At 35.6% G+C, this 18228-nt stretch carries 13 protein-coding genes and 1 tRNA gene; 5 read left to right on the top strand and 9 right to left on the bottom strand.

Features of this window, described 5'->3' with window-relative positions:
• Nucleotides 1–89: 89 nt before the first annotated feature.
• Nucleotides 90–1529 carry an alpha-amylase gene (locus PZ898_RS10630; RefSeq protein ID WP_277695468.1) on the top strand — a complete coding sequence of 480 codons (1440 nt, stop codon included), beginning with the start codon at nt 90–92 and terminating at the stop codon, nt 1527–1529.
• Nucleotides 1530–1823: 294 nt separating this feature from the next.
• Here PZ898_RS10630 and PZ898_RS10625 read toward each other — a convergent pair whose 3' ends face one another.
• Together PZ898_RS10625 and PZ898_RS10620 are read right to left on the bottom strand one after the other, a co-directional pair.
• Entirely contained in the window at nt 1824–2234 is a 411-nt protein-coding gene (locus PZ898_RS10625; RefSeq protein ID WP_277695467.1) for a DCC1-like thiol-disulfide oxidoreductase family protein, read from the bottom strand.
• 4 nt (nt 2235–2238) lie between these two features.
• Nucleotides 2239–2706 carry a heme-binding domain-containing protein gene (locus PZ898_RS10620; protein WP_062676178.1) on the bottom strand — a complete coding sequence of 156 codons (468 nt, stop codon included), beginning with the start codon at nt 2704–2706 and terminating at the stop codon, nt 2239–2241.
• A gap of 453 nt (nt 2707–3159) precedes the next feature.
• Here PZ898_RS10620 and katG point away from each other — a divergent pair, with 453 nt between their 5' ends.
• The gene (gene katG / locus PZ898_RS10615) at nt 3160–5439 is read left to right on the top strand and encodes a catalase/peroxidase HPI (protein ID WP_277695466.1); all 2280 of its coding nucleotides are present in this window, start codon (nt 3160–3162) and stop codon (nt 5437–5439) included.
• Nucleotides 5440–5660: 221 nt separating this feature from the next.
• On the opposite strand, the gene PZ898_RS10610 is transcribed toward katG, so the two are convergent.
• Genes PZ898_RS10610 through PZ898_RS10600 form a run of 3 tightly spaced genes read right to left on the bottom strand, consistent with a single transcriptional unit; the run spans nt 5661 to nt 11430 of the window.
• Nucleotides 5661–5861: a hypothetical protein gene (locus PZ898_RS10610; protein ID WP_277695465.1), complete on the bottom strand. Its 201-nt coding sequence runs from the start codon at nt 5859–5861 to the stop codon at nt 5661–5663.
• Between the two features lie 9 nt (nt 5862–5870).
• Nucleotides 5871–10688: a leucine-rich repeat protein gene (locus PZ898_RS10605; RefSeq protein WP_277695464.1), complete on the bottom strand. Its 4818-nt coding sequence runs from the start codon at nt 10686–10688 to the stop codon at nt 5871–5873.
• A gap of 1 nt (nt 10689) precedes the next feature.
• Nucleotides 10690–11430 (bottom strand): hypothetical protein, encoded by a 741-nt coding sequence (locus PZ898_RS10600; RefSeq protein ID WP_277695463.1) that lies wholly within the window; start codon nt 11428–11430, stop codon nt 10690–10692.
• A 596-nt stretch (nt 11431–12026) separates the two neighbouring features.
• On the opposite strand from PZ898_RS10600, the gene PZ898_RS10595 reads away from it, so the two are divergent.
• Nucleotides 12027–12215, top strand: coding sequence for a transposase (locus PZ898_RS10595; RefSeq protein WP_347176656.1), 189 nt, complete (start codon nt 12027–12029; stop codon nt 12213–12215).
• Nucleotides 12216–12322: 107 nt separating this feature from the next.
• On the opposite strand, the gene PZ898_RS10590 is transcribed toward PZ898_RS10595, so the two are convergent.
• Nucleotides 12323–12393: transfer RNA gene (locus tag PZ898_RS10590), tRNA-Gln, on the bottom strand.
• A 364-nt stretch (nt 12394–12757) separates the two neighbouring features.
• Here PZ898_RS10590 and der point away from each other — a divergent pair.
• The gene (gene der / locus PZ898_RS10585; protein ID WP_110008006.1) at nt 12758–14068 is read left to right on the top strand and encodes a ribosome biogenesis GTPase Der; all 1311 of its coding nucleotides are present in this window, start codon (nt 12758–12760) and stop codon (nt 14066–14068) included.
• Nucleotides 14069–14222: 154 nt separating this feature from the next.
• Complete coding sequence (gene upp / locus PZ898_RS10580; RefSeq protein WP_062676151.1) at nt 14223–14873, top strand: uracil phosphoribosyltransferase; 651 nt, start codon at nt 14223–14225, stop codon at nt 14871–14873.
• A gap of 1 nt (nt 14874) precedes the next feature.
• Here upp and PZ898_RS10575 read toward each other — a convergent pair whose 3' ends face one another.
• The 3 genes from PZ898_RS10575 to PZ898_RS10565 all read right to left on the bottom strand — a co-directional run bounded on the left by PZ898_RS10575 (nt 14875) and on the right by PZ898_RS10565 (nt 18210).
• Entirely contained in the window at nt 14875–15561 is a 687-nt protein-coding gene (locus tag PZ898_RS10575; RefSeq protein WP_277695462.1) for an alpha/beta hydrolase, read from the bottom strand.
• Nucleotides 15562–15710: 149 nt separating this feature from the next.
• Nucleotides 15711–16364 carry a ComF family protein gene (locus tag PZ898_RS10570; RefSeq protein ID WP_277695461.1) on the bottom strand — a complete coding sequence of 218 codons (654 nt, stop codon included), beginning with the start codon at nt 16362–16364 and terminating at the stop codon, nt 15711–15713.
• 367 nt (nt 16365–16731) lie between these two features.
• A complete protein-coding gene (locus PZ898_RS10565) occupies nt 16732–18210 on the bottom strand; it encodes a helix-turn-helix transcriptional regulator (protein ID WP_277695460.1) in 1479 nt (492 codons plus the stop codon).
• Nucleotides 18211–18228: the final 18 nt, after the last annotated feature.

Genomic DNA, 18228 nt, shown 5'->3' with positions numbered 1-18228 from the left:
TTGTGGGAAATGAAAATATTTCCCATTTATTTGAATTTGTTTTTAATAAAATTGTATCTTGTTTAATAGATTGATAATTAATTAAAGCGATGAAAAAAACAAACTTTTTCCTTTCACTGCTGGCTTTAGCATTAGTAAACTCATGTAGAACCAGTGATGAATTGACAACTGAACCTTCCAAGCAGGAAGAGGTTCACAACAAAATAGTGAATGTAACCCATCATGATGGCCGGCCTTTCAGTACAGGAAGCGGCTCAGGTTCTGCACAAAGTAAATTTACAGCCGGGCCGGGTGGTGGAGTTTTGATGCAAGGTTTTTACTGGGATGTTCCGGAAGGGGGTAACTGGTGGAATACCGTTAAAGACAAATTAACCGCATGGTCTACTGCCGGAATTGGAGCTGTATGGCTACCACCTGCATCAAAAGCTCAGAATGGGGCTTATTCTATGGGATATGATCCTACCGATTATTATGATTTTGGAGATTTTAATCAAAATGGAAGTACAGAAACCCGTTTCGGATCCAGAGCTGAACTGGAAGCATTGATTACCAAAGCGCATGCTGAAAATATGCAGGTGTATGCAGACATTGTGATCAATCACAACAGTGGCGGGCAGTCTGAAGCCAATCCTTTTACAGGAACCAATACCTGGACTAATTTTTCTGGTGTGGCTTCCGGAAAATTCCAGAGAAACTACAATGACTTTTATAAAAACTCTTACGGGAATAATGATGAAGGGGCTTTTGGTGGCTTTCCGGATTTATGTCATGCTAATCCTCATGTGCAGGACTGGCTTTGGGGGAGAGATGATTCCGTAGCAAAATATTATAAAAATGTGATGAAATTTGATGGCTGGAGGTTTGATTATGTTAAAGGATTCGGGCCATGGGTTGTTAATACCTGGAATTCTAACGTAGGTGGATTTTCTGTCGGGGAATTATGGGATTCAAATGTCAACACATTGGAATGGTGGGCCAATAATGCCAACAGTTCCGTATTTGATTTTGCAGCTTATTATAAAATGGATGAAGCCTTTGATAATGGTAATTTAAATGCTTTGAATGATGATATGATGTGGAAAAGAAATCCATACAAAGCAGTCACTTTTGTGGCCAATCATGATACAGATATTATTTACAATAAAATGCCGGCCTATGCCTATATCCTAACCCATGAAGGTTATCCGACCATTTTTTACAGAGATTATGAAGAATGGTTAAACAAAGAAAGACTGAATAATCTGATCTGGATTCATAATAATAAAGCTACCGGAACAACTTCCATTTTGTATACTGATAACGATGAATATATTGCAAGACGTAACGGCTATAATGGTAATCCAGGGCTTGTTGTTTATATAAATACTTCTTCAAGCTGGCAGGAAAGATGGATAGAAACGAATTGGAGCAGTCAGCAAATCAAAGATTTCACAGGAAATTCAAGTTGGTATCCAACAACTCAGGGTGATAAATGGGTGAAAATCCAATGCCCTCCGAATTCTTATTCTGTGTGGTCGCTTAATTTATAAGTAATGAGCAATGGTAATGAGTAATTATTGATAATTGATAATTGATAATTGATAATTGATAATTGATAATTGATAATTGATAATTGATAATTGATAATTGATAATTGATAATTGATAATTGATAAAGCTGGTAAGAGACTATTCTTCAGTTTGATTTCCATTAAACATTAAACAGGAACACCTATCCGTCTTATTTGTCATTCCGTAGGAATCAATACAATGCATTAATATTGTAGCTAACTCTTACGGAATGATCTTTTTATAAGTTAAATGAAAAGGAGTAAGAATAATTAATTACACCTGAATAAATTTTTTCTTCTGATGCTGATCAGGTAAATAACATTTCTGATTGGCCAGCTTCATTCTGTTTCTGGAAATAACATCATACACTTTGTCACTTAAAGATGCCGGCAGGATTTTCCCAACAAAGGAAAGTTTATAAACTCCTCCCAGTAAATTAGCAATTTCCAGTACGGCTCTTGATTTGATCTGATAATAACGTCCGGGTTTCCAAAGATACATCGTATTGAATACATTGGTTTCAAGCCCTCTTTCAGATAAAAACTGTTGTCCGAAATCAGATTGAAGAGAAGCAAACATGAATTGGTCTTTTTTGTCTCTCTCCAAAATCCATTGCACCCAGAAATTACAAACTCCGCAATCTCCGTCAAAAAAAACAATATGTTTATTTTTCCAACTTTCCATGACTTTATTTATTAAACATGATTCCTCTCTCAGTGTCTTCTTTTACTTTTTTGAAATATTGAACAAGATCTGCACGCTGCTCATCCGACAGTTTGGCATCCTGATGACCTAAATAATAAGATTCTAGCGGCATTTCTTTTTTCTCAACCATTTCTATACATTCTTCCAACTTATGAAGTTGTCTCTGAGGTTCATATACTGCAAAGGTAGAAAAATTAAGATTTTTTCTGCCTTCATCAATATTATTTTTTACCCACCATGAAGTTGGGGAAATACTGCTATACCATGGATATCTGGTTTCATTAGAGTGACAGTCATAGCAGGATGTTCTGAGGGTACGGGCAATTTTTTCCGGTGTATTTTTAATTTTTAGAAAGTCCATTCCCGGAGTAAGCGGTGGATTTGTTTTATCGATAGGGAAAAACTGGATGATAATAAAGGCAACGAGAATCACAACAATTATTTTTTTCATAGCAGATGTTCATGTTTGGTCAATATAAAGGTAGTTAATTTATTTTTAGTGGGAGAAAGCTGGAAGTTGGAAGAGAGGATGAAGGAAGAACTTTTAGAAATTGTTGAAATAGCGTGTTTTTTCAGTAATTATCAAATTACTTTTCATGATGCGATTAAACCTCCTTCTTCCAGCCTCCAACTTCCTTTTTCCTTTAAAATCTTACGTTGAGTAATTCTAAATTGGGCTGTATACAGCTGTTTTTATTTAAGTTAATCTGAAAAATGACTAACTTAATACCTCAATTATGTCTTGGCTTTTTAGCTGTTGAAAATATTTGCTTATAGTTTTTAACTATCGTTGAAATAAAAATTAATAGATTGTATTTATCAATCAAACGTTGTAGGTTTGTCATGTTCTTACAACAGAAAATTGAAACTGTATTAATCAACATAAAAAATAAAATAAACGACAATGGAAAAAGATTTGAATGACATCAGTAAATGCCCGTTTCATAACGGAACAATGAAGAAGAACGTAGCAGGCGGAGGAACCCAGAATTCTGATTGGTGGCCTGATCAGCTTAGAGTAGATCTTCTGCGTCAGCATTCTTCCCTTTCAGATCCTATGGATAAGGATTTTGATTATGCCAAAGCATTCGAAAGCCTTGATCTGGAGGCAGTAAAAAAAGACCTTCATGCATTGATGACAGACTCTCAGGATTGGTGGCCGGCGGACTTTGGTCATTATGGACCTTTGTTTATCCGTATGGCATGGCACAGTGCAGGTACGTATCGTGTAGGTGACGGAAGAGGTGGAGCAGGAGCCGGACAGCAGCGTTTTGCACCATTAAACAGCTGGCCCGATAACGTAAGTCTTGATAAAGCAAGAAGATTATTATGGCCCATCAAACAAAAATATGGAAGAAACATTTCATGGGCAGACCTTTTGATTCTTACAGGGAATATCGCCCTTGAATCAATGGGCTTCAAAACATTCGGATTTGCAGGAGGACGTGCAGACGTTTGGGAACCGGATGCTGATATCTATTGGGGATCAGAAAAAACATGGCTGGGAGGCGACCTGCGTTATGCTCACGGTTCAGAAGGAGTAGCAGAAGGACAATCAGCCGTTCTTACTACCGATGATAATGCAGACGGAGATATTCATTCAAGAAATCTTGAAAATCCATTGGCTGCCGTACAGATGGGACTTATTTATGTAAATCCGGAAGGTCCGGACGGAAATCCAGATCCTATTGCGGCTGCTAAAGATATCCGTGATACTTTCGGACGTATGGCAATGAATGATGAAGAAACCGTTGCTTTGATTGCCGGCGGACATACTTTTGGTAAAACCCATGGAGCAGGTCCTGCAGATCATGTAGGTAAAGAGCCTGAAGCTGCAGGAATTGAACAGCAGGGACTTGGATGGGCAAGCACTTATAAATCAGGAAGCGGAAAAGACGCTATTTCCAGTGGTCTGGAAGTAACCTGGACAGAAACTCCGACTCAATGGAGTAATTATTTCTTTAAAAATCTTTTTGAAAATGAATGGGAACTAACGAAGAGCCCTGCCGGAGCTCACCAATGGGTAGCTAAAGATGGAGCTGATATTATTCCTGACGCGTTTGATTCTTCTAAAAAGCATAAACCAACCATGCTTACCACAGACCTTTCTTTGAGACTGGATCCTGTTTACGAAAAAATTTCAAGACATTTTTATGAAAACCCTGATGCTTTTGCCGATGCATTTTCAAGAGCATGGTTTAAACTGACTCACAGAGATATGGGACCACGTGCCCGTTATTTAGGTCCGGATGTACCACAGGAAGAACTGATCTGGCAGGATCCTATTCCGGAAGTGAATCATGAACTGGTTGATGGAAATGATATAGAAACATTGAAGTCAAAAGTATTAAATTCAGGATTAAGTAATGCTGAGCTGATCTCTACAGCGTGGGCTTCCGCTTCTACTTTTAGAGGAAGTGATAAACGTGGTGGTGCCAACGGAGCCAGAATCAGACTAGAGCCTCAAAGAAGCTGGGAGGTCAACAATCCTTCACAACTGAATAAAGTATTAAATGTTCTGGAAGGAATCCAGAAAGAATTCAACGATTCTCAGAACGGAGGTAAAAAAATATCATTAGCTGATCTGATTGTTTTAGCAGGTAATGCTGCAGTAGAAGTGGCTGCCAGAAATGCGGGTCAGGACGTAAAAGTTCCTTTTGCTCCGGGAAGAATGGATGCTTCTCAGGAACAGACGGATGTAGAATCTATGGGATATCTTGAGCCTGCAGCGGATGGATTCCGTAACTATCTGAAAAGAAAATACACGGTGTCTACCGAATCTTTATTGATTGATAAAGCACAACTTTTAACTCTTACTGCCCCGGAATTGACTGTATTGATAGGAGGAATGCGTGCTTTAGATACGAACTTTGACGGTTCAAAACATGGCGTATTCACCAGCCGTCCGGGAGTTCTTACCAATGATTTCTTTGTGAATCTTCTGGATATGGGAACGCAATGGAAAGCAATGTCAGATGACAGAGAACTGTATATAGGAACTGACCGAAAAACAGGTCAGCCAAAATGGACAGCAACGCGTGCGGATCTTGTTTTTGGATCTAATTCTGAATTGAGAGCTATCGCTGAAGTATACGGAAGTGCTGATGCACAAGGTAAATTTGTGAAAGACTTTGTTGCAGCATGGACGAAGGTGATGAATCTGGACAGGTTTGATCTGGTCTAATAAAATGAAAATAAAGAGAGGCAGCTTTTAAGGCTGCCTTTCTTTATATATCGTATTCATATTTCATTTTAGAATAAAAGAAGAAAACCACCCTTAAAAAAGGATGGTTTGTTAAACATGTAAATTTTATAATTATTTATTTTTGTCCTAAGATCTTTATCATATTCCCAGGACTAGTTATAAATTTCCGTTCGGGAAATAAGTTATAAAATTATCATCTTTTAATTAATTTCTTCTGTTCGAACCTCGATATCAATTTCTTCAAAATCATCGGGAGTTTCCTGAATGGGTTCTTGAAGTCTTATTCCATCAAGATAATAAGTTGTTCCTAAATAGATTTCATCGCCAAAAACAACTCCATCTATTTTTCTTTTAAAGCATTTCCCAGGATCTGCTTTAATTATATTGTCTGTCTGTATCATATGTTATTATTATGTTATCGGATAAATTTTTGCGGCAAAATAGCTCCAGTTGGTTGCCGTTTTATAAGCAGAAACGCTTGCTGCGGGTACATGAATTTCAATTTTACTAAGGTAGACGTTGTTATTTAATAAATTAGTTGATATTAAAATAGGAGGCGTTGTTGCTAAAATTTTAATTACTATTTTTTGAACACTATCTTGACCATCTTGTGGATTCAAAATCATACAACCATTTTCTATATAATTAATAGAAGCAGGAAAGATAATATTCATTTCCCTTTCACCAGTTCTTAATCTTAATCTTAAACCAAGGAAATCTATCCTTTCAAGACTTGTGCATGCTTGAAAATCAGCAAGATTAGTAACATAACCTGGAAGATTTGTAAGGGAAATATACATGTTAAACATATTTTCAAATATTCGAGTGATATAAGGAAGATTATAGATACCATCTACAGGATACATATAAATAAATGAAGATTGTTGGTAGATCTTAACATTTTTAAATAGATTAATATTTAAGTATATTCCACCAAACGGAGCAATACCTAATTCTTCAATCTTTTCAAAATTGGCATTTAAGGCAGATGCGTTGGCTAATTCAAAAGCACTATTTCCTATTTTTTTAACGTTAGGAGGAAAGAAAATGCTTAGCATTGTTTGATTACTAAAAGCATTATCCCCAATCGTCTCTACATTTGTAAAAAATCTAAATTCATCAAAATTCCCTAAAAGATGTGTTCCGGAATTAACATAAGGATTAAAAGTATTGGCAGGTATTTCAGTAACAGATCTTGCTTCTGAAAAACTTAATTCTTTATCACCATCAGTATCATAAAGTTTTAATAAAATATCTTTTTTTCTTGAATCACTAATTTGGATAAAATTAGTAATGTTTTTATAAGTAAATTTAAAATCTGGCCAGTTAGCTTCCATAAAAGTTTTATCCTCTGCATAAATGTTTGTAAAAGTCCATTTTCCTTCAACGATAGAATGTGGGGTTGTATTACCCGAATCATCAATTCCTTTAGCATTTATAAGTGGAAAAAAATTTTCACTAGAAGTACTACTTCCGTTTAAATTGTTAATTCTCAATCTAGCCAAATTTTTCAACGAAGTGGCAATATCATAAACATTAATCAAAGGACAATCCTTAATTACAAGAGTTGTTATAGAACTTGCAGTAAAAGTTAAATTAGAATTTTTAATAAATTTTTGATTATCCAAAATCAAAGTATTGGCTGTATTTGGCAAAATTAAAGAAAAGAGCAACCCGCCTTTAGGTAACAATACAGAGGTTATTCCTGTTCCTGCAGCGGAAATATTTTTAATACTTGTACAACCAGTTAAATCTATTGATTGTTTTAAATTTGGGCAATTTGAAATATCTAATTCTTCTAAAATTGTATTATTACCAATAAACAAGTTTCTCAAATTTTGATTTGAATAACCGGAAATTTGACTTCCTATTCGTAATTTTGACAAATTCGTCGCTTTGGAAACATCTAAAGTACCAAGATACTTTCCTGACAAATCTCCAAGATCTTTAATTGCAGATGCACCATAGATAATAGTTTCCGTGTCGTTAAAAGTAATAGCCGGAGCTTGAACTAAGGATGCAACATTTTTTCTAAGTCTTGCACGGTTGATATAAGAACCAAACTTAATTTTAGTATACCCGTCTTTTTGAGCAGTTAGTAAAAAATTAGCGTTGGGAGTAACTACAGGCGTGCCCGAAGGTGTATAAAGTCTCATTGTGATATAATCAGAAGAGAAAGTAGAGGTATCATACTTTCCGTCCATATATCTGAATCTGTTTAATAGCCAATAATTCCTGTGCGATTTTCTTGAACCTTGTGCGGGGTATAAATAACTTCCATTCCCGGCAACAACCAAAGGGTCTATATATTTATATTTCGCATCTTCATTAAAAATACTTTCCGCCCATTTGTCAGATTCTAATGTGTTAAAATAAGTGTTGCACTTATCATAAGTCAGAATTCCTGAAGTTCTCATTTTCTGATACAAAGCCGTAATTTCAGTATCAAAAGCCACTTCAACCAGTTTCCAAAGCTCTGAAAGCGCGCCATTCCAGACAAAACCACTTCCTACTTGGTCGTGAGCCTCTACCCAGTAATCATATACATTGTGGCCTTCGTTATTAAGCCCTAAAACCGTATCATTATCATAAAAAATAAGATACCAACGTTTGTTTCCCTGCGCATCTGGATACATGGCAAACATTTGATTTTTAGCGCGCTGATCGACCATTGCAAAAAACTCAGTGAAGACATAATAAAACAGTAAAAACTGAATATTAAAATGATCTGGAGCCTCGGTTTTGAATTTTACAGGATTATTTTTGCAACTCACAATCCATGTATGCAAAGCTTCAAGATTCGAAGTATCTTCATTATTTTCCGGATATCTTCCCTCAAAATCATTTTTCCATAAATGCTTACCATTTTCGTCTACACTTTGAAAATCTGTAGCAATAAATAATGTATTATCTGACGTATTGTTTAAAAATTCCCAACATTCCTGACCACCTGTAAAACCCGTTGTTGCTTCATTTGACTTGTCATTGTTAAAATTATATTTCCCTAAGAAAATACGCTCCGAATCTGGTGTTGCTCTGTGAAATATAAGCATTGGAAACCCGTCCATCGTAGTACGGATATTAGGATCAATTAATTGTGGTGGAACCAAATAACCCAATTGATTTAAAGAATCTTGTGCAAGCCTCGCCAAACCAATGTTGTGAGAACCTGAAGATTCCATGAAGTCAGCTTTAAAAGTAAATGTCTTTTCCGCCAATGAATTGTCACGAAGCTTGTATTTTGAAGAATTTATTTCACCATTTTTAAAACCTCCATTAAATTTGATTTTAAAGTTTTTTCGGGGATAATATTGTGATGATGTACCCTGAACATCAATGCTCGCATTTACATAAGAAAACGATTTTGTAGGATCCTGAGCATTTTCATACTCTCCAACAATTGTTTTTTTATCGCCTTTATAAGTTGGCAAATCTCCAACAATGGTTAAGCATGGAATTGATTGTAAACATTTATCGTAGGACAAATTTCCGAATGCATCGTACAATTTATTTCTCTCGTAAATGTTGACTTTTTCAACCAGGTTATCCATGTCAGCGATGTAATTCGACAACATCTGATCGGCGTTTAGGTTATTATTATAGACCCGAATATTATATAGATTAATATTACAATCACTGCTTCCGATGGTAATGTTTTGAGGAGCTTGTTGTAAAAAGCTGTCTAGTGAATTATACTGATATAGTGAAGATATAATTCCATTGATATACACAAATACCAATCTTTGATCTGCAACCTTTGTAACGACTACACTTACGCGAATCCTTTCATCTTCTTTAAAAAATATGGACGTGCCGTCCTGCTCAGAACTGAACGAAAACGAATTTGAGGTAGCAACAAATCCAACATTTCCATTTTTACAAGAAAAAATAGTACTGTCACTGTTTTTTATATCTGAAGTTGAAAATTCAAATTCTAATGTTTTACCACCTGTTTTAAAATCATTTTCAAAAATCTTGAAAGGAATCTCAACCCTTGCATTTCCGCTCACTTTAAGCGCCACAGAACCCTTTGAATCTTGAATCCACCCATTGGTGCTGAAATCAAAATCAGTAAGAGTACATGACAGGTTTTTGTATTTCCACTCGTTTTTGTTAATCTCTGAATTGCTTCTGTTTCTACTGCTTAAAAATAATTCCAAGCCTAACGTTTCGGCTTCAACTTGAATATCGAAGGCAGTTACAACTACTGAAGTATTTTTCGTGACATTTCCACATTTAAAAGTTACAGTGTGTGCACCTGAGTCCGCAAATGAATAGGTGAACTTCTGCAAACTTCTATTTACAAGTAATTCAGAAACCTTCACTCCATCCACTAAAATCTCAACATCGCTATAATTTGACGATGGTGAATACACCAGATATTCAATCGAAGCTGGAGCATATTGATTAGCAACAACATTATTTGCTGAGGAAACCAAAGGCGTTAAATTACCGGCAACAACGCTGATGATATCTGTAAATAAGTGATTGCTTTCAATGATCTCTCCTGACAAATCAGCGGTCATATACACCTCTAAAATATGAACTCCGTGCGACTGTGCAGGAATTTCATAAAGAAGCTCTTTGTTATTTATTGAAGTAACTACAGACGGAAGATCTGATCCATTTAATTTGAAATGAATCGTCTTCTCTACATTCCCGGTTGGAATATATCGAAAAATGATTGGTCCCGAATTAATAGTGGTCTTGTCGTATGTGGTACTTAAAGCAAGTGCTATTGTTTGAATATCATATTTTAATTTTCTATTATTTCCATAACTATCTGTGATACTAAGCGTTATTGTATTGTCTCCTGCCAAAATATATGGCGTTATATCTATATCATTGGCTCCCTGATTAATATTTTTATTAAATAGGATCGTGTTTCCTTTTAAAATACTCGCAGTTCCTCCGCCAGTCTCACTACCATCAACGCTGTCGATGGATGACCACGAAAAAACTATTCTAACTTCACTTCCAAATGATCTTACGAACGATGCAGGTATTTCAGATTTTGCGCGGAAAACAATTCCATTTCCTCCTCCGGTTCCACCACCAGTTCCGTATTCACTTTCTGACTTTTCTCCTAAAGCTGAATATGCAATCTGTTTAATGATTTTTCCATTTTCATTTTTAATGAAAAACATGACGGGATAAATGAAATTATCTGCAACTTCTTTATCTGATCTTTCATAATTTGTAAAATAAATTCTTCCTGTATTTCTCATTTTAATCTTCTTGTGTTAAATCAATAAAACCATCTGTTCCACCTCCAGGCATATTAACCTCCAGAACAGACCAAACAAAACCGTCAAAGGAAATTATTCCGAAATTTTCAATCGTAACTCCTGAAGCATTTTCGTAAACTCCACTCCCTGCCCAAAACCATTTTGCTGATCCCGGCTTAATAATAATATTATCAGTAGGCCTTAAAATTCCTCCAAAGGAAGAATTTGCTCCTGAACCTTTAAGCAATTCTATCTGCTCCCTGTTTTCTTTGATATAGTCTACGATTTTCTGAAGCTTATCAAAGTTATTATCATTCGAGGTTAGTATTTCGCTGATTTTTGCAGTCAGCTCAAGCATTTCATTATCTTTTGCCTGAAGTATATTTACAATTTCCTCGATTTGCTCCTTTGTATAGACATTTCCTGTTTCTTCACCATTGTCTATAGTGGCTGCTGGTTTGATCTTTAATTTTTCTTTCCATTCTTCTACATTTCTGGCAGTAAGATTGGATGCATTAAGTCTTGCGAGCACTAAATCGTGTGCTCCTTCATCTTGCAGATGATTTGTAAAAGTTGTGCTGGATACCGTTTTTTGAAAAGTTTCATTTAAACCCGTTACCTCGTCCATCCTGATATTTTCATCTAAATGACGGAATGAAGAAAAGGTCTGCTGAAACTGATGTTCTGTGGGAATATCACCCTTTTCAAACCAGCTAAATATTGTTTTTAATGGTACTTTCATTATTATTGATAATTAGTTTTTATAAGATTGATAATTTGAGGGAGAGTCTGTTCTTGACAGACTTAATGTAGTTAAATAGAATTGTGTTTTTTGAACAGTTGTTGATTTTTTGCCTCTTTTATCGTACTGTCAATTAGTGAATTATTAATATGGTTACAGCTTAAAAAACATATGTTTTTGCAATGTTTTTTTTGTAATTTTATTTTAAATCAACTCCATTCTTTTATATTTTTTCTACGCTGTTTTCTTGGTATATTTTTTTGACTTCAATGATCATTTACATTCTTTAGAGTGCAAATTTCATTGTTTTCCGGTCGTTATAAAAGTTTTTTGACCTCGCTATTCTGTAGTTGCAGTAACAAGTATTTTTAACCGAAATAAGACGGTATTTTTTAGATCAATCTCAAAAGTTGTGGATGTAGTGTTAAGTTTTTAAATTAGGAATATGTATATTCCTGATGAGCTAGTAAAACTCTTGCTTCAGAATTTTTAGTAGAGTACTTTTTTGATAATAGAAGAATAAGAAGAAGTTGATGGAGTGAGGGGAAAACGGGTTCTACTTCATATCAAAAGAAGGGGATAGATTGATAAAACCAATGGAGAATCTATCTTATAGAAAAACAATAATGAATCATTATAGAGAAATCTTAGCCTTTTTTAACCAAAGAAGCACTGATGCTTTTGCTGAATCTTTTAATGCTAAAATCAAAAACTTCAGAATGCAGCATAGAGGGGTAAAGGATAGGACATTTTTCTTTTTAGAATTAACCAAACTTTTTGCTTAGCCCACAACTTTTGTGCTTGATCCTTTTTATGATTAATTCACTATCTACCTTTTTATTTTTCGAAAGGGAACAAAAAACAAAAACCATCCTTAAAAAAGGATGGTTTGTAGACCCACAGGGATTCGAACCCCAGATGACTGAACCAAAATCAGTAGTGTTACCGCTACACCATGGGTCTGTTTCTATGCCGCGAAATTATAGAAATTATTTTAAATATGAAAATCTAAATTAAAGATTAATTAACATAATAAGGATGCAAAACGCTTTACTTATTGATATCCAAATAATTATTTTTCAATAAAAATTTCAAAAAAAATCTGCTTCTCCTGGTAAATAGGAGAATTGTGGATATTATCTGTTCATTGGGAAGAGTAAGGTTAACGTTAATTTATCAGATAGATAATACATCTCGCCTCTTTTTCCCAGCTTCCATCTGTTAAATAATAAAACCCTATCTTTGCAAAAAATTGGGCTCCAAAAGTTGGAGTAACCCATTAATAACATATCCTTGAGCAAAGTAAAAGGATTATTAAACATTTTTTATGTCAAATATTGTCGCAATCGTTGGACGTCCCAACGTAGGAAAATCCACGCTTTTTAACCGTTTATTAGAAAGAAGAGAAGCTATTGTAGATTCTACAGCTGGTGTTACCAGAGACCGTCACTATGGAAAATCAGACTGGAACGGAGTAGACTTTACCGTAATTGATACCGGAGGTTATGATGTAGGTACAGATGATATCTTCGAAGAGGAAATCCGTAAACAGGTACAATTAGCGGTAGATGAAGCCACTTCTATTATCTTTATGATGAACGTAGAAGAAGGGCTTACTGATACAGACCACGAAATTTACAGACTTCTCAGAAGATCCAACAAACCTATTTATATTGTTATCAATAAAGTAGATTCTTCCAAGGAAGAACTTCCTGCAACAGAATTCTATCAGTTAGGAATTGATAAATATTACACACTTTCCTCTGCCACAGGTTCAGGAACAGGGGATTTGTTAGATGATATCGTTAAAGATTTCCCTACTACAGAATATAAAGATCCATTTGAAGGATTGCCTAAAATTACGATTGCTGGGCGTCCAAACGTAGGAAAGTCCACGATGACCAATGCTTTATTGGATGTTGAAAGAAATATTGTAACCGATATCGCAGGAACTACGAGAGACAGTATCCAGACTTTATATAACAAATTCGGACACGAATTTGTTTTGGTAGATACTGCGGGGATGAGAAGAAAGTCTAAGGTAAACGAAGATCTTGAATTCTACTCTGTAATGAGATCGATCCGTTCTATTGAATATTCTGACGTTGTGATCATCATGGTGGATGCTACACAGGGTTGGGAATCTCAGGATATGAATATCTTCGGTTTAGCTCAGAAAAACAGAAAAGGAATTGTAATCCTTGTGAATAAGTGGGATTTGATCGAAGACAAGCAGACCAATACGATGCGTGATTTTGAAAAATCAATCAAAGATAAAATCGGTCAGTTCCAGGATATTCCAATCTTATTTGTTTCAGCGTTAACGAAACAAAGAATTTTAAAAGCTGTAGAAGTAGCTATGCAGGTTTATGAAGACCGTAAGAAGAAAATTAAAACTTCAAAACTGAATGAAGTAATGCTTCCGATCTTCGAAAATACACCGCCGCCGGCATTGAAAGGAAAATATATCAAAATCAAATACTGTGTTCAGCTTCCTACACCGTCACCACAGTTTGTGTTTTTCTGCAACCTTCCACAGTATGTGAAAGAACCGTATAAAAGATTTACTGAAAATCAGCTGAGAAAAGAATTCGGATTTACCGGAGTTCCGATTGAAGTGTATTTCAGACAAAAATAATAAGAACTTATGTTCACGAAAACTCCGGCAAGCGAAGCTTGCCGGAGTTTTTTATACCATCAGAACGGACTTCTCCTTAAGTGCAATCTTTCAATTCGTTTTTTAGTTGTAATTTTGCAGCAATTAATATCTGAAATTAAAAATAAAAATTTTCATGCTTACTATTTTATCGCAACACTTTTCTCTGGTCAACGAATGGATTAACGAACTTAGAAACGTTACGATCCAGCACGACCGAATGAGATTCAGAAGGAATATGGAAAGAATCGGGGAGATTGCCGCTTTTGAAATCAGTAAAGGACTGGAGTATAGAGAAGTTGAAATTCAAACTCCTTTAGATACAATAAAAAGCAGAGAAATTGCCGTACAGCCGGTTATTACAACCATTTTAAGAGCAGGAGTTCCATTATTCGAAGGAATTCTTAACTATTTAGACAGAGCAGACTGTGGTTTTGTAGCAGCATACAGAAAACACGATGCTAACGATTATTTCTCAATCAAACAGGATTATCTTACCTGTCCTAGTATCGAAGGCAGACCTTTGATCGTAGCAGATCCTATGTTGGCAACAGGAGCTTCTTTAATTGAAGCGATCAAGGATTTGCTTACCAACGGAAATCCAACCCAGCTTCACATCGTAGCAGCCATTGCTTCAAAACAAGGAGTTGAAACAGTTCAGAACGCTTATCCTGAAGCGCACATCTGGGTAGGAGCCATTGATGAACATTTGACTTCAAAAGGATATATCACTCCAGGATTAGGAGATGCCGGAGACTTGAGCTACGGAGAAAAACTTCAGAGATAATTTAATAAAGATTCCAGAAATCTTTTATTAAATTCAATAATAAATCAGGTCGTACTTTATCCATAGGATGCTTTGTGTCCGGAAGTACGGCCAGTTTTGCGTTTGGAAGGCTTCTGTACACTCTCATACTCTCTTCAATAGTGACCATATTATCTTTATCTCCCACCATAATTTGAGTTGGAGTAGTAATCGTGGCAAAATTATTTTCCAAAGGAGGATTTTTACCTAAATCAACCATTAGATCAGCAATAGCCGGAAGAAGTTGTTTCCATTTTGTTCCGTGTTGTGATTCTAAAAGCTGAGCATACTGCGGAATTTTTTCAAGAATAATATCAGGATTAAGCATTTTACTTTCTTTTAAAGCCTGTTCCTCAGTCCAATCGAACTTTGTTCCCAATGTTATAATAGAATTTACATTTTCAGGGTTTTCCATGGCATAACAAAGCGCTACATAACCACCCATACTATGTCCGAAAATTGATACTTCAGTCAAATTGTTCACCTTACAATATTCAGATAATTCCTGAGTATATTTTTCAATATTGATGCCACCAGCAGGGAGTTCCTGATCTCCGTGTCCTGAAAATAAAGGGGTGTGTACCGTGAAATATTGGGACAGTGTATTTAGATAAGGTTTAAAAATGTCGCTGTGACCTAAGGCTCCGTGCAGTAAAAGCAGATTTGGCATAGTTGTATAGTTTCCGGAAAATTAGGAAAAAGAATTGAATGGTGAAAATGGGTGGTATATAGAGTAAGAGTGCTTGAGAATGGGAGAGTTTGAGTGGGTTTTTACCTGATAATATTTTTGAAGATGATCTCCACACCTCGTCTTCCGCCTCAAATATCCACAGCCATCACCAATACACTTACTTTATTGTCACCAGCATTTAAAATCTCCCACGCAACTGATGAAACAGTATTTCCTGTGGTAAAAACATCATCAATCAGGAGGATATGCTTTCCAGAAACAGGTTGGGTAACTGAAAATGTATTAGTGGTCTTCAGCCTGTGTTTTTTGTCTTTTAAAGCCTGAGCTTTGGAATAATGATTTCTTTTGACTAATTCATGATCAAACGGAATATCATAAAATTCTGATAATGTTTCTGTGAATAAATGAAGCTGATTATATCCCTGTTCTCTTAATTTCTTTGGATGGAGTGGTACAGTTACTAAAAGATCAGGATGGTCATCTCTAAAATCCAAACGATCTATCATCCACTCTGCTAGAATCTTTCCTATTCTTTCCCTGCTTCTGTATTTCAGTTCATGGATAATCTGCCGGCTTAAACTTTCCTCTTCAAACTGAATTAAAGAAAACGCATTTTCAACCGGAAAAAATAAACTGCATTTTTCCTTGACTGGATTATTTTCAAAATAATTGTAATGGGTAAAATGAATCTGGCTGAAACAAAGGCCACAAACCAATAGTTCTGGATCAATGATTGTGTTGCAGTGGATGCAGCGGTTGGGAAACAATACATCTAATATCATAGTGTGTTTTTACTAAGATAGAAAATAATTGTCAAATTTTGCTTTGCAAAGCCAATGTTGAATTATTATTAACGCTAATGTTCACAAAGTTTGTTATTTTGTATTGTTCTCAAGGGCATTTCATTTAGCAAGAGAAAAGCCTTTTTGTTGCTGAGTGTAACGTCTTGGCGAGCAAAATATTCTAAAATTATAATAGAAAACTTTGTGATCTCTGCGTTTAAGATGAAAATAAGTTATTGTGGATTTTACCCAAGTCCATTACTCACAACTCACAACTCACAACTCACAACTTGCAATTTACAACTTACAACTCACACTCCACATAAAATTCACAAGCGAAGCGTATTGACGATTCACTATTCACTTACTAATTCTCAAATCTCTTCCTGATCTTCTCCACAGAGCTCTTCATACTCATATTAAAATGTTCCTTTTCCAGTCTCACAGGGGGTGCCTGTCTTACTTTACAATCTGCAATACTGCAGGATTCGCAGGTGACTCCTACATTGATGGTTTTTAAAGAAGGAGATTTGATAAACCCTATTTTCTTTATTGTTTGAGAATTCAAGAGAATCCCCAGGCAATAACTTCTGTTGCTTCCATCTGAGAAGGGATTTTTTTGTGAAGTAGAAATCACAAGATAGCTTATTCCCTGATCCTTATAGTGAGAAACCTGAGCATCCGTAAGGGTTTCATTTTCTTTTAAATCACCAAGGTTTTTTACCGCAATCCATCTTCTACAGTAATGCTCGTTCATTGCATTGGCATGAGGAGCCTGCTGGTGATTAAGATGAAGCTCCTTTAAAATCTGAATCTTATCCGAATTTTTCTTTTTTACCAGACATAGATAGAACAGATCTTTAATTCCCATTTCAGCCGAGAGGATGTTGGTCAGCCGGTAATAAAATGTTTCAGGCGAGTGGGTGAAACTGCTGATAAGACTCTCAAAATTTTTAGGTTCCCATGTATTTTGCTGGAAAAATTCTGCGGTTTTTTCAATGACAGGTTCTTTTGAAATGAGCAATGCACCTGCGAAATAAGACGCGTAAAAGTTATTCAGAATTTCTTCAAAGCTTCCGAAATCAAGCCAAGAATATGTATTGGGACGGTTTTTTAATTCCAGTACATTGAAGCCGATTTCTTTAGCCAGAATGAATGTTTTCTGATCCTTTTCCAGTTTTTGATTCAGAAGTAAAAGTTTTTTCTCAGGAATGAAAAGAGAGCGGAGATTATCCAGAGTTCCATATTTTTCAAAATCTTCAGACTGAATGGTGTAACTGAATTTTTCTGCAAGAATTGCCTCCAGAATGTCAGACTTTAGATCTTTTCCGGGTTGTAACTGATTTTCCCGGGTAAACAGATCAACCTTTTCTTCAATTTCCGGAAAATAGTTATCATATAATTCCTGAAATGACCTTAAGACGGCAAAATAAAATCTTTCCTTACCAAGATTGTAATTCTGAGAAATTTCGATCAGTGCATTGATAAAAGCCGTTACTTTTTTAGGAGCATCACTAATAATACTGATTAGGTTGTTCTTATTGATTCCAAACAGCTCTAGTGGGACTTCTTTGAAGAAATCAGACTGAAGAATTTCGTTGAATGGGGCCAGACTTTTATCTAGCTTGGTAGAAACAAGATCATCGAAAGTGCAGCTGAGTGCTTCAGAAAGCTGAATAATTTTATCGTGTTTGGGATACTTCTTTCCATTCTCAATTTCGTTGAGGTAAGATTTTGATAATCCTGTCTTTACAGCAAGGTCCTGCAGAGACCAGTTTTTCTTTTGTCTCTGCTGTTTCAGTTTTAGCCCGAAAACTGTTTTGATAAAGTCGCTTTCTGAATTCATTACTCAAATATAAATAAT

The sequence above is a fragment of the Chryseobacterium sp. WX genome (assembly GCF_029542485.1).
Taxonomy (GTDB): domain Bacteria; phylum Bacteroidota; class Bacteroidia; order Flavobacteriales; family Weeksellaceae; genus Chryseobacterium; species Chryseobacterium cucumeris.
The sequence above is the reverse complement of the archived record's forward strand: the minus strand, read 5'-3'. Positions and strand labels throughout refer to the sequence as shown.